The sequence below is a fragment of the Nostoc sp. genome (assembly GCF_036917615.1).
Lineage (GTDB): Bacteria > Cyanobacteriota > Cyanobacteriia > Cyanobacteriales > Nostocaceae > Nostoc.
In genome coordinates this window covers 106,949-125,543 of sequence record NZ_JBALCZ010000093.1, presented here as the reverse complement: position 1 = coordinate 125,543, position 18,595 = coordinate 106,949, and the positions used below count along the sequence as shown (strand labels likewise).

Annotated in this window: 15 protein-coding genes; 5 read left to right on the top strand and 10 right to left on the bottom strand. The window is 42.4% G+C overall.

All coding sequences use genetic code 11. From position 1 onward, the window contains the following. Positions 1-14: 14 nt before the first annotated feature. Complete coding sequence (locus tag V7K85_RS35610; RefSeq protein ID WP_334821322.1) at positions 15-920, bottom strand: hypothetical protein; 906 nt, start codon at positions 918-920, stop codon at positions 15-17. A gap of 275 nt (positions 921-1,195) precedes the next feature. Between V7K85_RS35610 and V7K85_RS35605 the strand changes: the two genes are divergently transcribed. Then, positions 1,196-1,987, top strand: a complete 792-nt coding sequence (locus tag V7K85_RS35605; protein ID WP_334821321.1) for an SAM hydrolase/SAM-dependent halogenase family protein — start codon at positions 1,196-1,198, stop codon at positions 1,985-1,987. Between the two features lie 430 nt (positions 1,988-2,417). On the opposite strand, the gene V7K85_RS35600 is transcribed toward V7K85_RS35605, so the two are convergent. Further along, complete coding sequence (locus V7K85_RS35600; RefSeq protein ID WP_334821319.1) at positions 2,418-3,158, bottom strand: SDR family oxidoreductase; 741 nt, start codon at positions 3,156-3,158, stop codon at positions 2,418-2,420. 33 nt (positions 3,159-3,191) lie between these two features. After that, positions 3,192-3,947 carry an SDR family oxidoreductase gene (locus tag V7K85_RS35595; protein WP_334821317.1) on the bottom strand — a complete coding sequence of 252 codons (756 nt, stop codon included), beginning with the start codon at positions 3,945-3,947 and terminating at the stop codon, positions 3,192-3,194. A gap of 34 nt (positions 3,948-3,981) precedes the next feature. Here V7K85_RS35595 and V7K85_RS35590 point away from each other — a divergent pair, with 34 nt between their 5' ends. After that, entirely contained in the window at positions 3,982-4,149 is a 168-nt protein-coding gene (locus tag V7K85_RS35590; protein WP_334821315.1) for a hypothetical protein, read from the top strand. 53 nt (positions 4,150-4,202) lie between these two features. Then, positions 4,203-4,457, top strand: a complete 255-nt coding sequence (locus tag V7K85_RS35585; protein ID WP_334821461.1) for a hypothetical protein — start codon at positions 4,203-4,205, stop codon at positions 4,455-4,457. A 524-nt stretch (positions 4,458-4,981) separates the two neighbouring features. Here the strand turns inward: V7K85_RS35585 and V7K85_RS35580 are convergent. Then, positions 4,982-5,725: a response regulator transcription factor gene (locus V7K85_RS35580; protein ID WP_334821313.1), complete on the bottom strand. Its 744-nt coding sequence runs from the start codon at positions 5,723-5,725 to the stop codon at positions 4,982-4,984. Positions 5,726-5,882: 157 nt separating this feature from the next. Here V7K85_RS35580 and V7K85_RS35575 point away from each other — a divergent pair, with 157 nt between their 5' ends. Further along, the gene (locus tag V7K85_RS35575; protein ID WP_334821311.1) at positions 5,883-6,950 is read left to right on the top strand and encodes a YheT family hydrolase; all 1,068 of its coding nucleotides are present in this window, start codon (positions 5,883-5,885) and stop codon (positions 6,948-6,950) included. 325 nt (positions 6,951-7,275) lie between these two features. Here V7K85_RS35575 and V7K85_RS35570 read toward each other — a convergent pair whose 3' ends face one another. Beyond that, on the bottom strand, positions 7,276-7,443 hold the full coding sequence (locus V7K85_RS35570) for a hypothetical protein (RefSeq protein WP_334821309.1): 168 nt from the start codon (positions 7,441-7,443) through the stop codon (positions 7,276-7,278). 43 nt (positions 7,444-7,486) lie between these two features. Further along, positions 7,487-7,756, bottom strand: coding sequence for a hypothetical protein (locus V7K85_RS35565; protein WP_334821307.1), 270 nt, complete (start codon positions 7,754-7,756; stop codon positions 7,487-7,489). Between the two features lie 393 nt (positions 7,757-8,149). Between V7K85_RS35565 and hetI the strand changes: the two genes are divergently transcribed. Beyond that, complete coding sequence (gene hetI, locus V7K85_RS35560; protein WP_334821305.1) at positions 8,150-8,872, top strand: 4'-phosphopantetheinyl transferase HetI; 723 nt, start codon at positions 8,150-8,152, stop codon at positions 8,870-8,872. 20 nt (positions 8,873-8,892) lie between these two features. On the opposite strand, the gene V7K85_RS35555 is transcribed toward hetI, so the two are convergent. The 4 genes from V7K85_RS35555 to V7K85_RS35540 all read right to left on the bottom strand — a co-directional run bounded on the left by V7K85_RS35555 (position 8,893) and on the right by V7K85_RS35540 (position 18,496). Then, on the bottom strand, positions 8,893-9,696 hold the full coding sequence (locus tag V7K85_RS35555) for an SDR family NAD(P)-dependent oxidoreductase (protein WP_334821303.1): 804 nt from the start codon (positions 9,694-9,696) through the stop codon (positions 8,893-8,895). A gap of 598 nt (positions 9,697-10,294) precedes the next feature. Continuing rightward, positions 10,295-11,818 (bottom strand): thioester reductase domain-containing protein, encoded by a 1,524-nt coding sequence (locus V7K85_RS35550; protein ID WP_334821301.1) that lies wholly within the window; start codon positions 11,816-11,818, stop codon positions 10,295-10,297. A 2-nt stretch (positions 11,819-11,820) separates the two neighbouring features. Further along, positions 11,821-13,494: a PfaD family polyunsaturated fatty acid/polyketide biosynthesis protein gene (locus tag V7K85_RS35545; RefSeq protein WP_334821299.1), complete on the bottom strand. Its 1,674-nt coding sequence runs from the start codon at positions 13,492-13,494 to the stop codon at positions 11,821-11,823. 235 nt (positions 13,495-13,729) lie between these two features. Further along, entirely contained in the window at positions 13,730-18,496 is a 4,767-nt protein-coding gene (locus V7K85_RS35540) for a PfaB family protein (protein ID WP_334821297.1), read from the bottom strand. Positions 18,497-18,595 lie beyond the last annotated feature (99 nt).

The window sequence follows — 18,595 nt, the reverse complement described above, 5'->3', positions numbered from 1 at the left end:
ACCCTTATTGTCTATTATTCTCTAGAAGAAGAATACACTGGCTCAATTACCCGACCGCGCCTCAAGAGGCGATCGCCTTTCAACAAAGCCGGAGTTAGAGTTACGTGATCTTTGGTATCAGGGTCGATACTTGGCTCAAAGTCAAAATACTCGCGATCGCTATGAGGGTCATTTTGTCGGTAAATTTGAGCGTTAATTCCCTGAGACATTAAAATCTGTGGCAGAAGTTTCGCCAGTTCATGAGCCATTTGGGGTTTATCAAGTTTTGATGCGCCCATTAGCCTTTGCAGAAAGTTCAATAGCTCTGGCAGTTCTTCTATTGCTAAATCGCCTTCATGTTTATTCGATTCTTCTACTCTAGCCACTGCTAGGTCGATCGTGTTGAGAGCATCGCCAAGGTGATCTAGAAATACTTTGCTATCAACCCGGAGAATAGGTTGAGGTAATTCCAATAGCTCTTGAGACATAGAATTTTGCTGATTGTTTAAGTCGAGTTGAAGCACAATTTCTAGTCCTAGAAGTAGAGAGGTTAGTAAGATAGCCATCCATGCACCTGGGGTAGTTTTAGTTAAGGAAAACAACGAACCTAAGATGCCGATAAAAATTAGTCCCTGTAGCAGTTTCAGGATAAATCTGTTGGCAAAAAACTTTGTACCTGGGTTAGTAATTTGCCTTTGCTCTATTGGAGCAAGTTGAGAATAGTTAGCCGCCGCGAGAGTGGCGATCGACTGGCGCAGCGTATCCAGGAAAAAGGAAGCCAGACGAACTTGAGCCAGATTAAGCTTTTCAATATAAATTCTTTCGAGATGATCGAGTCGGTTCTGAACCAGCTTAACTGTCTGCTCAATGTTGGTTGTGTTATCAATATCTGTCTGAAGTTGGTTGCGTTCTTCGCTAAAAAGTGAAGTTATTGTTTTCATGGCGTTGACTAAGACTTTAACGTTACTAATAGGGGTGAAATGAACAGTTGTTTGTTCATTTCACTCTGTAATCACATGATGACTGATGTAATTAACTGAGTTGCATGGTTCTAGCATCTTTTTACTAGAAAATTACGCTCAATGTTATCTAGAAATCTTGCATATAGTTGAGATCACATCTAGACTGCTGATCAGGCAGGTTGACTGGGGCGTTTGAGAGCCATCCATTGCCTAACCATTGATTGCAAATTACTAGTTAAGGAAGGAGGAGCAAAATGTTTATCTGCGTCATTGCAGACTACGGTACAGGAGATCCGGCATTTATTGAAGTCACACAACGTCTGCTGATGGCTTTTCCCCATGCCCAAATTCATTTGCTTTCGGTTCCAGCATTCAGTACATTGGCAACGGGATTCTGGATTGCCCAACTTGGACTCAACCCAGGAAAGAGCGATCGCCTAATTTATCATAACTGTGCGCCTCGTCAAGATGATCCCGAAGCCCGACGAGACAATGAAGGTGAAGGACTAACTTATGCCCTTTTATCCAATGGTGTAAAAGTAGTGGGTGTGAATGCAGGTTACACTCTCTCCTTCATCAAAGACTATACAAAGGAGTTGCGAGTGGTTAATGTTTCTCGTGGTGGCTCGCAGTTTCGCTCACGAGATGTCTTTCCTCCGGCTGCGGCTGCCATTATGGGTGAAGATTTTAGCCTTCTGGGAGATAGCCTTAAGAGTGAGCAAATCCCAGATGTTCCACCAGATCGAATTGCCTGGATTGATGGCTACGGCAACATCAAAACAACTATTGGGGCGCATACACTTAATTTGGAGCCTCAAAGCAAGATTGTGATCCGGATTGGAGATGTGGTCAGTGATGCAGTGTATTCTGATGGCAGCTTCAAGGTGTCTGAAGGAACCTTGGCCTTTGCTCCTGGTAGTTCCGGTTGGTCAAGAGGCGATTCAGGAGAACCATTGCGCTTTTTAGAGCTATTTCTGCGAGGAGGCAGTGCTTGGGAGCGCTTTGGCCGTCCCCGTGTGAATCAGCAGGTAACTCGAATTGCCTAAAATCGGGTAGTTGGCTTCTGTGACCCAATTTTAGATTTTAAATTTTGGATAATGGAATTGAAAGATTCAAATTTTAAAAAGGTCTGAGAGCAAGCGAATTTAAATGCGATAGGACTTACGCATCAAGTACGAAATGTAGGGGCAATTCATGAATTGCCCCTAGCTAAATCAAGGCTTTCACTGCCTTTTTGCCTAAGTCCTGTGCGAGAACAATTTTATTATCCAAAATCTAAAATTATCTATTCAGAGCAACTGCCTAAAGAGTGGGAACGCTCAAGGGACAGGCATCGGGTCAATCTAAAATCTAAAATCGTTCGACTGAGTTTAGCCTGAGCGTAGTCGAAGGGCGTAGCCGAAGTCCAAAATCCAAAATTGTTTTACCGTGGCTGAGTGCAGGCTGGCTTTATCGAGTTACGCTGACTAAAAGCGATTAGATTTGTGCTATACCGCCATCGACGAACAATTCGATGCCGGTGATATAACTGCTGTCGTCTGAAGCCAGGAACACGACAGGTTTTGCCACTTCATCCGGTGTTCCCACGCGCCCCAGCGGAACGCCATTCAACATCGCCGTATACATTTCGTCAGTTATCCCAATGCGCTCATGAGCTGGTGTAGGAATGATTCCAGGGCTGACGACATTGACCCGGATGTGGCGTTCTTTGAGGTCAACCGACCAAGTGCGTGCGAATGAGCGCACGGCTGCCTTAGTCGCTGCATAAACACTGAACGCAGGTTGGCCTATGGAGGCTGATATCGAAGCGTTCAAAATAATTGAACTGCCATCTTTAAGTAGCGGTAGCGCCTTTTGCACCGTGAAAGCAACACCTTTGACGTTGATGTTAAATGTCTTGTCGAAATGCTCCTCGGTGATCTGTTCGAGCGGCACAAACTCGCCGCCACCCGCGTTCGCAAACAGGATATCAAGGTGTCCTTTCTGCTCTTTAATCGTGGCATAAAGGCGATCAAGATCAGCGAGATTCGACACGTCACCTTGAACAGCAGTGACGTTTTCTCCAATCTCCTTAATCGCAGCATCAAGTTCGTTTTGACGACGGCCCGTGATAAAGACGTGTGCGCCTTCAGCAGTGAACCGCTTTGCTGTGGCGAGTCCGATGCCGCTGTTACCGCCGGTAATAAGTGCGATTTTTCCCGAAAGTTTCTGTGACATGAGGATGTTTCCTAGGGTTGTGGTTAGGAATTTTCAGATTTGTGCCGTGCCGCCATCGACGAAGAGTTCGATGCCAGTGATGTAGCTGCTGTCGTCGGAGGCGAGGAAAGAAACTGCCTTGGCGATTTCGTCGGGCGTGCCTGGGCGACCCAAAGGCGTTGTAGCAGCAGTATCTGCCTTGATTTGCTCAATTTGGTCGTCGCTCATCCCGAGTTCGGTCTTGTAGCCAGGTGTGATCACCGTCCCCGGACTGACAACATTGACTCGGAGTTTGCGGTCTTTGAGATCGACCGACCACGTGCGTGCGAACGATCGCAGGGCTGCCTTGGTAGCAGCGTAGACACTGAAAGCTGGTATGCCCTTGATCGATACCATCGACCCGTTGATGATGATCGACCCACCAGCAGGCATCAGCGGCAGCGCCTTCTGTACGGTGAAAAGGGTGCCTTTGACGTTGATGCCAAAATACTTGTCGTAGTGCGCCTCGGTGATTTGTTCGAGCGGCACAAACTCGCCGCCACCCGCGTTCGCAAACAGGATATCGAGGCGTCCTTTGTGCTCTTTGATCGTGGCATAAAGGCGATCGAGATCGGTGAGATTGGACACGTCACCTTGAACAGCAGTGATATTTTCGCCGATCTCCTTAACCGCAGCATCAAGTCCGTCTTGACGACGACCTGTGATAAAGACGTGCGCCCCCTCTACGACAAACCGCTTTGCTGTGGCTAGTCCAATGCCGCTGTTACCGCCGGTAACAAGTGCGATTTTTCCTGTGAGTTTCTGTGACATGGTAATGGCTCGCTTGAATTTGAGTGTGAACCAGATGTTTCTTCGATTGGGCTTATGCTTAAGCGCTGTAGCCGCCTTCGACATCAAGCACCGTCCCGGTATAGGCGAGGAAAATGATGTCGAAGGCGAGTTTCTCCAGACGGGCATAACGCGCGATCGCAAGATAATCCGCTTTGCAGATTATCTTATTGCTAGTGAGTAACTTATTTACCAATCGGTATAAAAGCTTTATCACCCTTTAACTGATGTTGTCAAGTGATTTTTATACTAGAAGGTAGGAAAATAGAAAAATCTAATAGCCAAAGTCAGTGCGATCGCTCTGGCCAGCTTCGTCGCAACTTCCCCACTACAGATAAACACTCCCAATTTATAGAAAACTGGTTCCATGCAGTGTTTATTGATGCTTATGACTGGGTAATGCAAACAAATGTCATTGGTATGGGTTTATTTACTGATGGAGGTGTGTTGGCATCTAAACCCCAATACGCTTGGGTTAAGGCTAAAAACTAAAACTGGCGTAGGTTGGGAAGCCACTGCGCCCTTGCGGTTTCCCGACTTGTTCGCTCTTAGCGTTCCCGCTCTTTAGCAAGTGGCGTTTGAGGAACGAAAGCCAACATTATCAAGGCTTTGTTGGGTTTCGCTATTGCTCAACCCAACCTACTATTCTTTTTAACCCAAGCGTATTGATCTAAATCCTATGCTGCTTCTGCTAACTATATAAATAAAATGAGTGACTATTGCAAAATGAAAATAATGATAATCAAAAAGAGATAAAGAAGTGCAACCGAAACTCGAATTCTCTCCCTTTCTACCACACAATTATCATTTTCATTAAGCTTATTTTAAGTATTTTCACTCATGGAGAAAAGATGCTTTATCCTCTATTATCACGGATGCGCTTGTAGAGACGTTGCATTGCAACGTCTCTACACAGCGGAAAATCTCAGCAATAACCTTAACTAAACGGTAAGGAATAAGAGTTTCTAAGAGTTCTTGCCTAAGTGATGGCTTAGTTAAGGTTATTTAGCGTGGTTTCATTCAACGACTTTTACTGAAGCCCCTTCATTTGATGGAGGTATACCGGGTAACTCAAGACAGTATCCTGCACCATATACTGTTTTGATATAGCGGGGGTGGCGGGGATCTGGTTCTAACTTAGTTCTCAAGTGGCGAATATGGACTCGAATCGTTTCAATATCGTCATCGGGATCGTAGCCCCAAACTTCTCTGAGGATTTCGCTGGGAGAAACCGTTTGACCGTGGCGTTGTAGTAAGCAGTGAAGTAGCTCAAATTCTAAGTGAGTCAATTTCACCGTCTCATTGAACCATATTGCCTCAAATCTTTCGGGAACGAGAGTGAGTGAGCCATAGTTGAGAATCTCACTATGCTTTGCTGCTTGGGGAATGCGGTCAGTCCGCCGCAAAAGCGCCCGCACCCGCGCCAGCAGTTCTTCAACTTCAAAAGGCTTGGTGAGGTAGTCATCTGCGCCAGCGTTGAAGCCCTCCACCTTGTCTTGAGTTTGGCTCAAAGCCGTCAACATTAACACCGGAATCTCAGAGGTGCGATCGTCGCGACGCAGGCGTTGGCAAACGGTAAACCCATCTACCCTGGGCAACATCAAATCGAGCATGATCAAGTCTGGTTGTAGCTGGAGAGCCAGCGCTTGACCTTTGATCCCGTCTTCAGCTTGACTAACATCGTAGCCAGCCATTTCCAAGTTGACGGCAACTAGTTCTGAAATCGCTGGGTCATCGTCTATGACAAGAATCCTCGGCATTCTTAAAAAATTATTACTACTTATTAAGGATAAATAACAACCTTTGATAGATACAAAGATTTTTGAATCGATTATGAAAAAGGTTTTAAATCTTACATAAATATTAAGATTAAATGACTGTGAAATCAAGACTCAACTACACGAAATCTTATAGTCTATGATGTGTTATACTGCCCCCTACAATCCGTCTCGGTTTTTACAAAACGGTGTGACGATGACTGTATACACCGCTTTGTGGGGAAGACGTCACTGGGAAAGTACTATTCAATTACAAGAACCGTATTATCACGAAAAAATCTTTATTGGTGGCCAAGGTGTGCCAATTTTTGGCTTGGTTGCTATTCCTGAAAATGCTCATAGCACGATTATCGGTACTTATGGGATTACTGGAGAGTTAGAAACAGAATGGTTTTTGAGAGTGCTAGGACGTAAAGCCTACGCTCAAGGATACGCTATGGTGTTATTTGATTGGCGTGCCCACGGCAAAACGGCCGTTTTGTCTCCGACTCTGACTTCCGATGGACTGTACGAGGGGGAAGATTTTGTTCGCATCGCCGCTGCTGCTAAGGCAATGGGATGTCCGGGAAAATTTTGGTTTACAGGGTATTCTTTAGGAGGGCAATTGGCACTATGGGCGGTGAAGGTCGCTCTTGAGGTGATTAAGGAGCATGAAGATTTAGGACTAGAAGATAGCGATATTGGCGGTGGTATGGTGATTTGTCCCAGTTTAGATTCTGAGCGATCGCTATCTTATCTAGTTACAACGCCCTTCGGCAGATATTTGGAAGCAGGGATTGCACAGAATTTAAAAAAACTGGCATGGCAAATCCATGATGCCCATCCTGGAAGCATTGATCCAGCAGCGATTGAACGGGCGAATAGTATCTGGGGTTTTGACAATGAACTAGTAATTAACCGACTAGGTTTTCCTTCTGTGGAAGCATATTACCAAGCTAGTAGTCCTTTACATATATTGCCACAAATCTCGAAACCGACTTTAATTTTATATGCTGCTGATGACCCACTTTTTGACCCAGCTATCATACCAGATTTACAACAAGCCTGCGATCGCAATCCCACAATAGATTTGTTACTCACTCAGTACGGTGGTCATGTTAGCTATTTGAGTAGCAAAGAGTGCCAGCGCCAATTACAAGATCCTGACCCTTGGTGGGCATGGAATCGGATTTTACAATGGTTGGAGGAAAAGCGAATAAGGTACTAATACCGCAAGGCAAAAGTCAAAAGTCACTTGTACTGAGTTTAGCCTGAGCGGCGTCGAAGGGCGCAGCCTCTCGTAGAGAAGTAAAAGTCAAAAGTCAAAAGAATTGTATTCCGGGCTTTTGTGCAATTTTGTAGACGCAAAGCGGCTTCCCGGAGAGTATGGTCTGTTTATTTACGCCGTACTGTACTAGCCGAGAAAATATTCAAGTTGCTAGGCTACTCGACGCATGGCGTCGTATTGTTTGGAAATCCAAAAAAGTGAACAGAGTAGCTTGTTTTTACTACAATCAACTATTGCAATAGAGAAGATAGCATTGGCTGAGAAACTACCACAATATTATTGGTAAACCAGCAATGACAGAAGCAACACCTGTCCAGAGAGTAAAGCGTTCAATATCTACTTCATCCAAAGCAACACTCATTTGCTTAATTGCTAATAGCAGCGCTGCCAGTAGCAGCACGAAGAAGGTAAGGTACTCCAAATTAACGAGCATTCATTCTCACTATGTTTTGTAAAAAAGTAGTTCTAATAGGTTTTTAACAAGCTTTGGGGAGGTTTTTTTGTTCCAGATTTAACAATTTCTGAGAAAAACTATTTATCAGTGAAGAGATATCTACTTCAGGTAGCCAAATCATGGTTTCATAACCAACCCGACCCATTTCTGGCTTTGGTCCCATAGGCATTTCCACCAAATATTCCCAGCTACCTGACTCAAATCGGTAGTTTTTGATCATGCCTTCCCCACCCATAAAACTTACTATCTGACCTTTACAAAGCTTACGTACTGGCAAATCACTTGCAGACATTCCTGGTAATTCCTTAGAGTAATACTGTAATAGCTAATGTTGTAGCCAAAAGAAAATTTATTATTCTCTGTCAAGGGTTTTAACGTATTCTCTTTCAAAGGATTTAACCTTGAGTAAAGGATCGTACATCTAAAGTAATAAAAATGGCACGGTAGAGTAATAAATTAGCATGTTAGTCAGGGAAAGCGCTCATAGCTATCTGTAGTTATGTTTACAGCCCGACTTAACATCTAACAACTCCTCTGGCAGATTCATTCTAGGAAAAATAAGCGCAGCTACTTTGCTAAGTGATTAAGCTTCTCGTAGAGAGAAATACGGCGTCCTTATTACAAAGCAACTAAATTTATTTATGGGGATTATTAATTTTGAATTTTGAATTCGGAGCGAAGTGACGTGACTGCTACTCATCATCTCTGGCTACCTGCACCAACAGATTTAACTTTGCTACCAGATGAGATTCATGTCTGGCGCATAGACCTTGACCAACCAGAATCACAGCTGCAAAATTTAGCAGCGACTCTTTCCAGTGACGAAATGGCTCGTGCTGAACGGTTCTATTTTCAGGAACATCGGCAGCGGTTCATTGCTGGCCGTGGTATTCTCCGAACTATATTAGGTCGCTATTTGGGTATTCAGCCGCTACAAGTGCAGTTTAATTATCAACACCGTGGCAAACCAGTATTAGCAGATACATTTGCCAATACTGGACTGGCGTTTAACTTATCTCATTCCCAAGGGTTGGGTTTGTGTGGGGTGAATTGCACCCGCCCAATTGGTGTAGACCTAGAATATATTCGCCTGATGTCTGATTTAGAAACTCTTGCCAAACGGTTCTTTTTACCGAGAGAATATGAAATGTTGCGATCGCTATCTCCCAGCAAACAGCAAGACGTATTTTTCCGTTACTGGACTTGTAAAGAAGCTTATTTAAAAGCAACTGGAGACGGACTAGCTCAGTTAGAGCAAGTTGAAGTGTCGCTGACTCTCACAGAACCAGCCAAGTTACAGATATCTGAAGAAGACTGGAGTCTTTTTGAACTACTACCTGCTAACAATTATGTTGCTGCTATTGCTGTAGAGAATTTTGACTGGCACTTGAAGTGTTGGCAGTATTAATGTTCAGTATTTTAAATCGTTTATTTATCTTCCTGCATATTTCTAACAATTTTTGTCACCAGGTTTCTGGGTACAAATCTGACGCTTTTTGCAAGTAGTTTATTCATAAAACCAGGAATGACAATGGTTTTACCCTTCATTAAGGCGCGAAAACCAATTTCGGCTACTGTTTGTGCATCCATCATCTTCTTGCCCTTGAGCAACTTAGAGTCAGCCATCCCGGTTCTTTCATGAAACGCAGATGCGGTTGAGCCTGGGCAAAGAACTGTCACAGTGACACCTGTACCTTCTAATTCATTAGCGATCGCTTCTGAAAAAGATAAGATATAGGCTTTAGTAGCAAAATAAACCGCCATCAAAGGGCCTGGTTGAAAGGCAGCGGCTGAGGCGACGTTTAATATTTTTCCTTCACCTTGCTTTACCATGTCCTTCAGGAATAGCTTGGTTAAATGGGTGAGACACACCAAATTTACCTGTAGCATTTCCAGTTCAGTCGCTAGGTCTGTTTCATGAAATAATCCATAAATACCAAATCCAGCATTATTTACCAGTACATCAACCTTAATATTGGCTTGTTGCAACTCTGCAAAAATTTCTTCAGGAGCTGTTGGTATAGATAGATCCTTAACAATAGTTGTAACAAAATTTCCAAATTCTTCTTTGAATTTAACTGCAAGTTCTACAAGCATTACCCCATTTCTATCTACTAAAACAAGATTATAATCATGAGCAGCAAAAAGACATGCTAATTGATAGCCAATTCCACCTGCTGCTCCAGTAATAAGAGCAGTTTGTTTGTTTTGTCCTTGGTATGTTGTGTTCATGTAAAAAGGTTGGTGAATTCGACTTGATGAAGCTGCATTACATTTATAGTGGTTCTCCTTCTACAAATAAGTGCGCGTAATATCTGAACCGACGAGAAATGTCTTGAGTTATTATCCTTTCAAGTGCTTGTGTAGTGCCTTGGGTAGATGTAGCGGTACAAACCTAAATTTAGGACTTATGCATCGAATAAGTTGGGCATTAAAGAAGTTCAGTTATTCCAGACTGCTAGTGTAGATGCGTGGCGGCTTGTCGCCAGATAGCGCTTTTGATTACTCACAAAAGCAAGCGGGTAAAATCAAACTTTTATGCCTGACACTAACCATTCTATCCTCGATCGCTTCTGTCAAGAGGTGAATCCTAAAAGTTAACATTACTGAGTATAAAAAAACAGGGCAATTAGATTGCCTCTGTTGGTGTATGAGTTGTTGCTGGCATCTGAAATATTGACTATTAAGTAGTACTGAGTCCTCAAGAACATGGACTAAACAAAACACAAAACTTCTGTTTTTTAGATTGTGTTACGGCTTCCGTAACGCACCGAAAATATCCAGGATGGTGCGTTACGTTCCTAACGCACCCTATGAAAGTTGTGAATTCCTAAGCGATATTTAAGAAGCCGCTTTGAATCAAGTAGGCGGTATAAGTCATAAACAATTGAGAGTTAATGGGAGGACAAACAATAGAACTGCCTGCTAGTGCATGAAGGGTATCTTGGCAGCTAATATGGGGTCTTCTAGCTTGTAGGTAGAAATCAGGAATAGTCAGTTGTTCATCAGACCAGCGTTCCAGTAAAAAGGGTCGCAGAGTATATAAAGGATTGTCCACAGAAGACACATTATTAATTAGCTCTGATTGCCATTCTTCATAGGGAATCATCTCAACTGAATAACCAAATGAGCGTATCCACTCAACTAGCATTTTCAAAGCGGCAGGTTGAGGATGTTGTAAATTGAAAGCTTTGCCTATGGATTCTTTTTGCCGTGATAGATAAACAATGGCTTTACTTACATAGTCTACAGGAGACATATCTAACATATAATCTACATCAGGGAAACTTCCCATTTGTAGACAGCCCTTGGTCATCAAATTGATAAAGTCATGTGTATTACAAATGCCTGTTTTGCTATCTCCTGAAATCAGTGGCGGTCTGTAGATAGTTACAGGAAGTCCTCGGTCACGAGCAATCTTGACTAACTTTTCAGCTACCCATTTAGTTTGGGAGTAACCAAGATAAATACCTTCCCAATGATTGAATTCATCCTGTTCTTTGACAACCTTGCCAGCATAAGCAGTCGATTCAAACACAGCAACACTAGAAACGTAATGTACAGGCTTGACTTTAATTTGACATGCCAGCCTCAAAACTTCCTGCGTTCCTAAAACATTGGCTGCTTTCAGTGCAGAGTAGGGAAAAACATAATTCAACAAAGCACCACTATGATAGATAGTATCAATATTGGCAGCTAAAATTTGAAACTGTTCAGAGCCAACACCTAACAATGGCTGAGATAAATCGCCGATAATAGGAATAATTCTGGAGTTAAATTGTTCCTGCCAAATTGCATACTGTTGGAGATTATTTTGTAGTTTGCTTTTGCCTTCTTCGGTATTAGCAGCACGCACTAAGCAATAGATATCCGCATTAGTTTCCTGTAGTAATTCCCGGATGACAAAAGCTCCTAAAAAGCCTGTTCCTCCAGTTAAAAAGATATTTTTGGGTTCACCTACAGGCACATTAGATGCAGCGCCGGGATTGATGGTGGGGTCAAGAACAGCCTCGGCACTTAAATTTAGAACAAAGGGGGCAGCGTTGGCATTAGAAGATGTCTGACGCACAACTTTTGTGTCTTGAACTGGTGAACCTTCTTGCACTTCTTCAGCTAAACGCTGTGAAAGAGCTTCAATACTTGGGTAATGCCACAGGAGCAACGGCGATGGTTGAAATCCTAGCAATTTTTCTAATTTACTTACTAGAATCATTGCTTGGGCTGAATCCAAGCCAGAATTTTCTAAATGTTCTTTGACATCTATTTCATCAGTTGATACTCCTAGCAACTCAGCTAAGCTAGATATCAAAAATACTTGAATATCGGCTGCTGTAAAAGACTGTTTTATAGTCATTTTTAAATCTCCACTAATGTAGAAGGGACAGGGTGATAGTGACTGTAATAATCGGAAGCTTGCAGTCCTTGAATTTTCAAATTTTGAACACGATACAAAAAGGCTGCACCAGTCATAATTTGATTAGCAACATCAACTACCCGACGATTATTTGCTTCAGATAGGTAGGAACCCCGTACCCAGTCATTGAAACCGCCCATTGCTGGGCCACACCAAATTTGATAATCGACTTCTCTACCTTTTTCACCAGAACTAGACCAACGAGAAGATAATCCTAGATACCAGCGGAAAATCAACGCCATTTTCAGTTTAGGATTATTGACTGCTTTCCCCAGTTTTTCAGGATTTTTCTGGGACAAATAAGCCGCTGTTCCTTCCCATACTTCAGCAATACTCTTGCGGAAAACTTGTTTTTCTAATTTCTCTCTTTCTACCAAAGGAATCTCTTCAATCGAATCATAAGCACGATATAGTTCAAATAATTTCTGCGCTCGCATGGGGAACATCGTACCCCGTTTGAGGACTTGCAATTTCACGCCCATTTCAAACATATCTGCTGCTGGGGCCATCATCACATCAGCCATTTCTGCTTGAGCTAGTAATTTTTTGGTATGTTCACAAGCCCCAGATTCAACGCATGACTGATTAATTGAGCCGGTCATTACATAAGCAGCACCCATCATAAAGGCTGCTAATGCTGATTGTGGTGTACCAATTCCCCCTGCTACTCCGATTCTAATGGGTGTTTGGTAATGATATTGTGCTTGAATTTCATCCCGCAAGGCAATAATGGAAGGTAACAAACAAACCAGGGGACGGTTATCTGTATGACCACCAGAATCAGCCTCGACGGTAATATCATCAGCCATCGGAACTTTAGCTGCAAGGGTTGCTTGTAACTCAGTAATTAATCCTTTTTCAAGAAGTTCTTTAAGAATTCTGGCTGGTGCAGGTTGGAGAAATTTAGTAGCAACTTCTCGGCGAGAAACTTTGGCAATGACTTTATTTTTAATCTCAATTTGATTGGTGTTATTCAACCCCAATCCTGCAACACGGTAATAAACAATGTTGGGAGTCAAGTCGAGAAATGCAGATGCTTCTACTGTTCTGACTTGATATTTGAGATATAAATCCACTGCCCGACGTTCAATAGCAGGTTCATTGGGACTGTGAATTAAATTAAAGGCGTAGGGTCCTTGAGGTAAAGCTTGTTGAATGCGATTTATGGCTACTTCCAAACGTTCTGGAATTAAACCACCTGCACCAAAGGAACTCAAAATTTGAGCTTTTCCTAGTGCAATCACCATTTCTTCAGAAGCAATTCCGCCAGCCATTGCGCCAGTAACATAGGCATATTTCACTCCATGAAAAGAGAGAAAATTGGGATCTCCAAACTGTTGGATGTGGATTGGTGCTGCAAATGTCAGCAGTTCTACTTGTGCTGTTGTGCCATTATCACCAGGGGATAAATACCCCTCATTAGTGACACCGATTTTTCCGGCAACTTTCACGATGTAACAGGGTTTATCTAACGCCATCAATTTACCTTTGATGGTTTGTTGCTCAAAAGATACAGTTTCTAAAGAACCTTTCCAAACCTGGTTTTTGTTATAAGACCAGGCAGAGAAATTAAGACCATTATCGTGTTTATTTAGCACCGTATCTACGGTTATCACGGCAGTTATCCCTCTGATTACAAGCAATGGATGATAAAAGCTGAAGGTTGAAGGATGTAAACTCTTGGAAAGAGTTTCAATATGGTTTGGTTAGCTTATTTATCGCTCGAAGATCCCCCCAACCCCCCTTAAAAAGGGGGGCTTATAACCCTCTTTTACCCCCTTTTTAAGGGGGTCGCCATAGGCGGGGGGATCTTATCCGAACCGTATTGACAGGAGTCTACATTTGGAATTATCAAGATTCGTCGTTAAGCAAATTTTGGGCGCAAGTTAGTTGCAATTGAATGATTTCGCTCATTTGTTGACTATAATCTTGTCTAGCTTGTAAAAAAGCAGTGTGCGCTTTAGTTATCTTTGAATTATTAGCATTGAGCTTTTGATACTGAGTCTTATTTAAATCAAACATGCTGATGATGCTACTAATTTTTTGAGTGATGACAGGTGGAGAAGAAAAAGGAATTTGCTGCCCAATTGCGCTTGACTCAGAAGATTGTAATTGTTCTTTCGGTTCAAAACCGTTATCAATGATATTTTTTGGTTTGACTTCTTCTGGCTGAGTAAGGGATGGCAAGATGTTAGGCGAATAACTTTCTTCTGGGATTATTTTGTTGGAAGTATTAAGAGAATCTGTGATTTCAGATTCTTGGATATTAGGTATACTTGGATGCTGTTTCTTGAAGCGTTCGCACTTAAGATCCTCAGCCCAATCTTTAACAAATTTACGATTTTCGTCGCTCAAAATTGTAGCAGCGATCGCTTTTCCACCCAAGGTAACTGTTCTCAATGTTGCTTTAGTTTGATTGGTGGTTTCTTGGACTTTGCTGTACAGTGGTGATAAATCCACATTCACCTGATGACTGAGTAGTTTTGCTAATGCTTTGACTATAGAAGCATGGTCATCCATACCTCTACGATTCAGAGAGACTGTGAGGTGTTCTTGGTTGCCAAGAATTTTATCAATCCATCGTGAACAAACACTACCTGCGCCTGCTTCTAAAAATATTCGCACACCATCACCGTAGACACGATTAACTAATCGTGGAAAATCAAGCTCTTGGCATAATCCTTTGGCAATGTTGTGAGCGATCGCTTCACTTTCAAGTGCGAGCGGTTGATAATCAGCAGCAGAATAAAAAACAATACCTGGGAGAGTTTGTGATGGTAAAGTGTTTACCTTCTTGATTTCCTCATACTGCGATCGCATCGCCTCAGAATGTATCACGTGGTCGAAGGGAGCGGGGAAAGCGTTGCAACCTAAAGTTTGAATTACTCGTTTACAGGCTGCATCATCACCAGCAATTAATACTTCTTCTGGTGTGTTGATTTGAGTTAAGTAGACGCGATTCTCTTGTTTCAGGCATTCTCTAATTTGGGATGGAGTCGCCATGAGAACATAGGTATTCCAAAAATTGTTGTTTTGTGGATTTGGTGCATCTGTTAATCCCCAATATTCACGCACAGCATTTTTAGGCCCAGATAACTTATCGCCAAATAAAGGTGATGAGTTTAAAGTATTACTTCCGCCCTCAAAATTACTCCAAACTCCTTGGGCAACCATCATGCTAGTTTCACCCAAGCTATACCCAAAAACACATTGCGGCTTAACTTGAAAATCATCTCGGAAAATTGCTGTCATGTATCTAGCAAAAGCGATTTCACTTTCAAACATTGCCAGTGAATCATCTAACAATTGCTTTTCGAGAGTTTCTAGTTGCCTGGTTGTTAATTTAGGTAAGCTTCTGGGATAAACTAGTTTTTCAACATCGGCAGCCCGGTTGTAGAGATTATTACTTTTTAAGTCCTCGAAAACTTTAGGAAATAAACGGAAGACGCTGCGACCAATGCCAATATAAGAATTGACTGCTGCGGGATAAACATAAGCAACTGCTCCGGTTTTACCCAATGGTTTCGCTGTGAAATAACTTCCTATTGGTGTTTGCCAATCTGTTCCTTTCTCAAAGGCATTATTTACACCTTTGCGGGCAGATTCAATTTCTTTGAGTAGTTCTTTTGTGTTACGTCCTGTGATTGATAAGACGTATTTAGCCTCAGAATGTCCTTCAAAGGTAGCGAATGTTTGGCTAGCGGTAACTGATAATGATGAACTAGCTTCGATGGTATGTTGGAGATGGTTTAGGAGATCGGGTATATTGGAGCGATCGCTAACTGCGATCGGGAACAGATGAAAAGGCATTTGTTGCAAATATCTGTTGTCCCGCTCCTCTTGGCTGGGTTCTTCCGATAAGATTAAATGGGCGTAACTGCCATCTATAGCCATACTATTAATTGCTGCTACTCTGCGTGTGCCGCCTTTATCGACAAACCAAGGTCTTGATTCCATTGCGACATAGAAAGGGCTACCTTCCCATACTTGCGGTGTTTTGACACCAGACCATTTGGGGGTGGCGGGAATATACCTGTAATAAAGACACAGAGCAGTTTTGATTAAGCTAGCGATTCCCGATGCTGTATAGGTGTGACCGATATTGGCTTTGACGCTGCCCAATGCACAGTGCAAACCATTGCCCACTTTCGGATAAGCTTGGAGTAAACCTGTGATTTCGGCTTCATCCTCCTGGGGAACGCCACTACCGAACACTTCCACATAATTAACATCTGTGGGTTGAATATCTGCAATTTGGAAGGCTTGTTTGCAGACATTGCTGATAGCTGAAGCATCAGGCTTTACCAGAGCGTTACTGACAGTAGAATTATCTTGAGCGAAACTGATGGCATCAATAACTGCATAGATGCGTTCATTGTCTTGTTTAGCAGTTTCATAACGCTTGAGGACAACTGCACCCGCACCTTCACCAACCGTCCAGCCATTAGCTTGTTGGTCATAACCCAACGTATTGACACCCGTATTAATTGGTGCAAATTGGCTGCGGAACAAGACATTTTCTACACCACCTGCCAAATCGACTGCACCTACAACCACGGCATCAACTTCCCCAGTAGCGAGTAGCATTTGTGCAACTTCCAACGCCTTCAGGGCAGAATTTTCGCCAGCCGTCATCGTGAATGCAGGGCCAGTAAAATTCCACAAAGCAGAAATTCGACTCGCCATAATGTTGGCGATGTGACTTACATATTCGCCGATTTCTACTGGTTGGTGAATGCTATCTTTGACGATGGTTTCCAGTTGGGAAAGCTGTTCAGCAGGTAAAGAAATTCCTTGGTTGAGTAAGCCATCCTTAACTTGCCAAGATAGATTCCATCTTTGCTGTAGCTGATGCACAGAAAACTCTGTCTCAGCAGCGATAATAACCGCCACATTACTGCCTTCCTGTAGTTTCGCATCTTTCACGGCGCGATCGGCAACCTTCAAGAGTAATAATTGTTGTGGATTTAATTTTTCGATTTCATTCGGTGGAATTTTGCACGATAAAGTATCGATTTCAAAATCTTTGATGTATGCCCCTATTGGTGCTTTTCCATCTGTTAAACCGTACTCTTTCAGGACATTTTCTTGATTTTCTATACCATGCCATCTTTGAGGCGGTAGGGAAGTAAAATGCTGTGTTCCATCATAAATACTGCGTTCAAAAGCATCTAAACCATTGCAATTACCAAAAAAGGCATCCATGCCGACAATGGCGACTTTCACAGGTGGAACAGGCGCAATTGAATCAACTGATTGTGTTGTAGTTCCTTGTTCTAAAATCAGATGAGAATTAGTACCGCCAAAACCAAAAGCACTGATGGCTACCCGTTTAATTGGTGCATTATTATTAGGCCATGCCGTAGCTGTTCTAACAATTTTATCAACGGAGATTGTACTATTTTCGGAAGGTAAAGGCTCAGTAACATTAATGGTTGGTGGAATTACACCATGAGACATGCTCAAAATCGCTTTAGTCAAGCCAACCATGCCAGCAGCAGTTAGTAAGTGACCAGTATTTGCCTTGACAGAACCTACTAGAGGTGCAGCCTGATTTCCACCAAAAAATGTTTCTATAGAATTGACTTCAGTTGAATCTCCCAGTAATGTGCCAGTTACATGACACTCTAAATAATCGATAGATTTTGGATTAATTTTTGCCTCATTATAGGCTCGCTCAAAAGCTAGGATTTGTCCTTTAGAATTAGGACTAAGTAAGTGTTTACCCTTGCCATCATTTGAAAGTCCATTACCGCAGATGGTAGCGACAATATTATCACCATCTCTGATGGCATCAGAATATCTTTTCAGCATCACCATCCCAACACCATCGGCAGGAATTAGCCCTCTTGACGACTTATCTAAGGGGCGGCTGATGCCGTTTTCTGGATACCCTTGAACACCGGAAAATAACATCCGCACAAATAGAGAATCTGCACAACTTATAGCTCCAGCTAACATGACATCAGCTTTGTGTGACCATAAGTAATGAGATGCTACTTTAATAGCATAAAATGATGATGAACAAGCAGCATCTACACAGAAATTAATCTGGGATAGAGATAGAGCTTGAGCAATTATAGATGCTGGTAAGCCAGATATCATGGCATTGTATAAAGATGCTTTAGTTGCAGTTGAGACAGCTAAATCAAAGTCTTCATACTGCAAAAGTTCTCTGACAGCAGGTGCGATCGCTTTATGGTAAATTGGAGAGAATAATTGATTAGATAATTTCGTAGGAAGCGAAAGATTACCTAAAATTACACCACATTTAGAGAGAACAGTTTCATTCCCCCAATAACCACTATGTACAATTGCTTGTTTAGCAGCATACAACGACCATTTAAAGGTATTATCTAAACCAGCAATCAATTCTGATGGGAGATTGTATTCACCAGGGTCAAACTGAAAGTTACGGATGTATCCTCCCTGGAGAGAATAGGTTTTATCTGGTGTGCCTTTAACTGGATTGTGGAAAATTGTCGGGTCTACTCCGATTTCCTCGACAGTTGCAGATGATGTTGAATTTTTTTGATCAATAATATTTTGCCAAAATTCTTCAGGGTTTTTAGCATCGGGAAATAGACATGATAATCCGATGATAGCTATTTTTTCCACTAGTTATATCCTTAAGGTTTGGGTATTAGGCAAGAGATATTTAAAACGCAGGATTTACGCTGTTCCCCAAACTTTAAAAAGGCGGTTGCTAAAGAGATA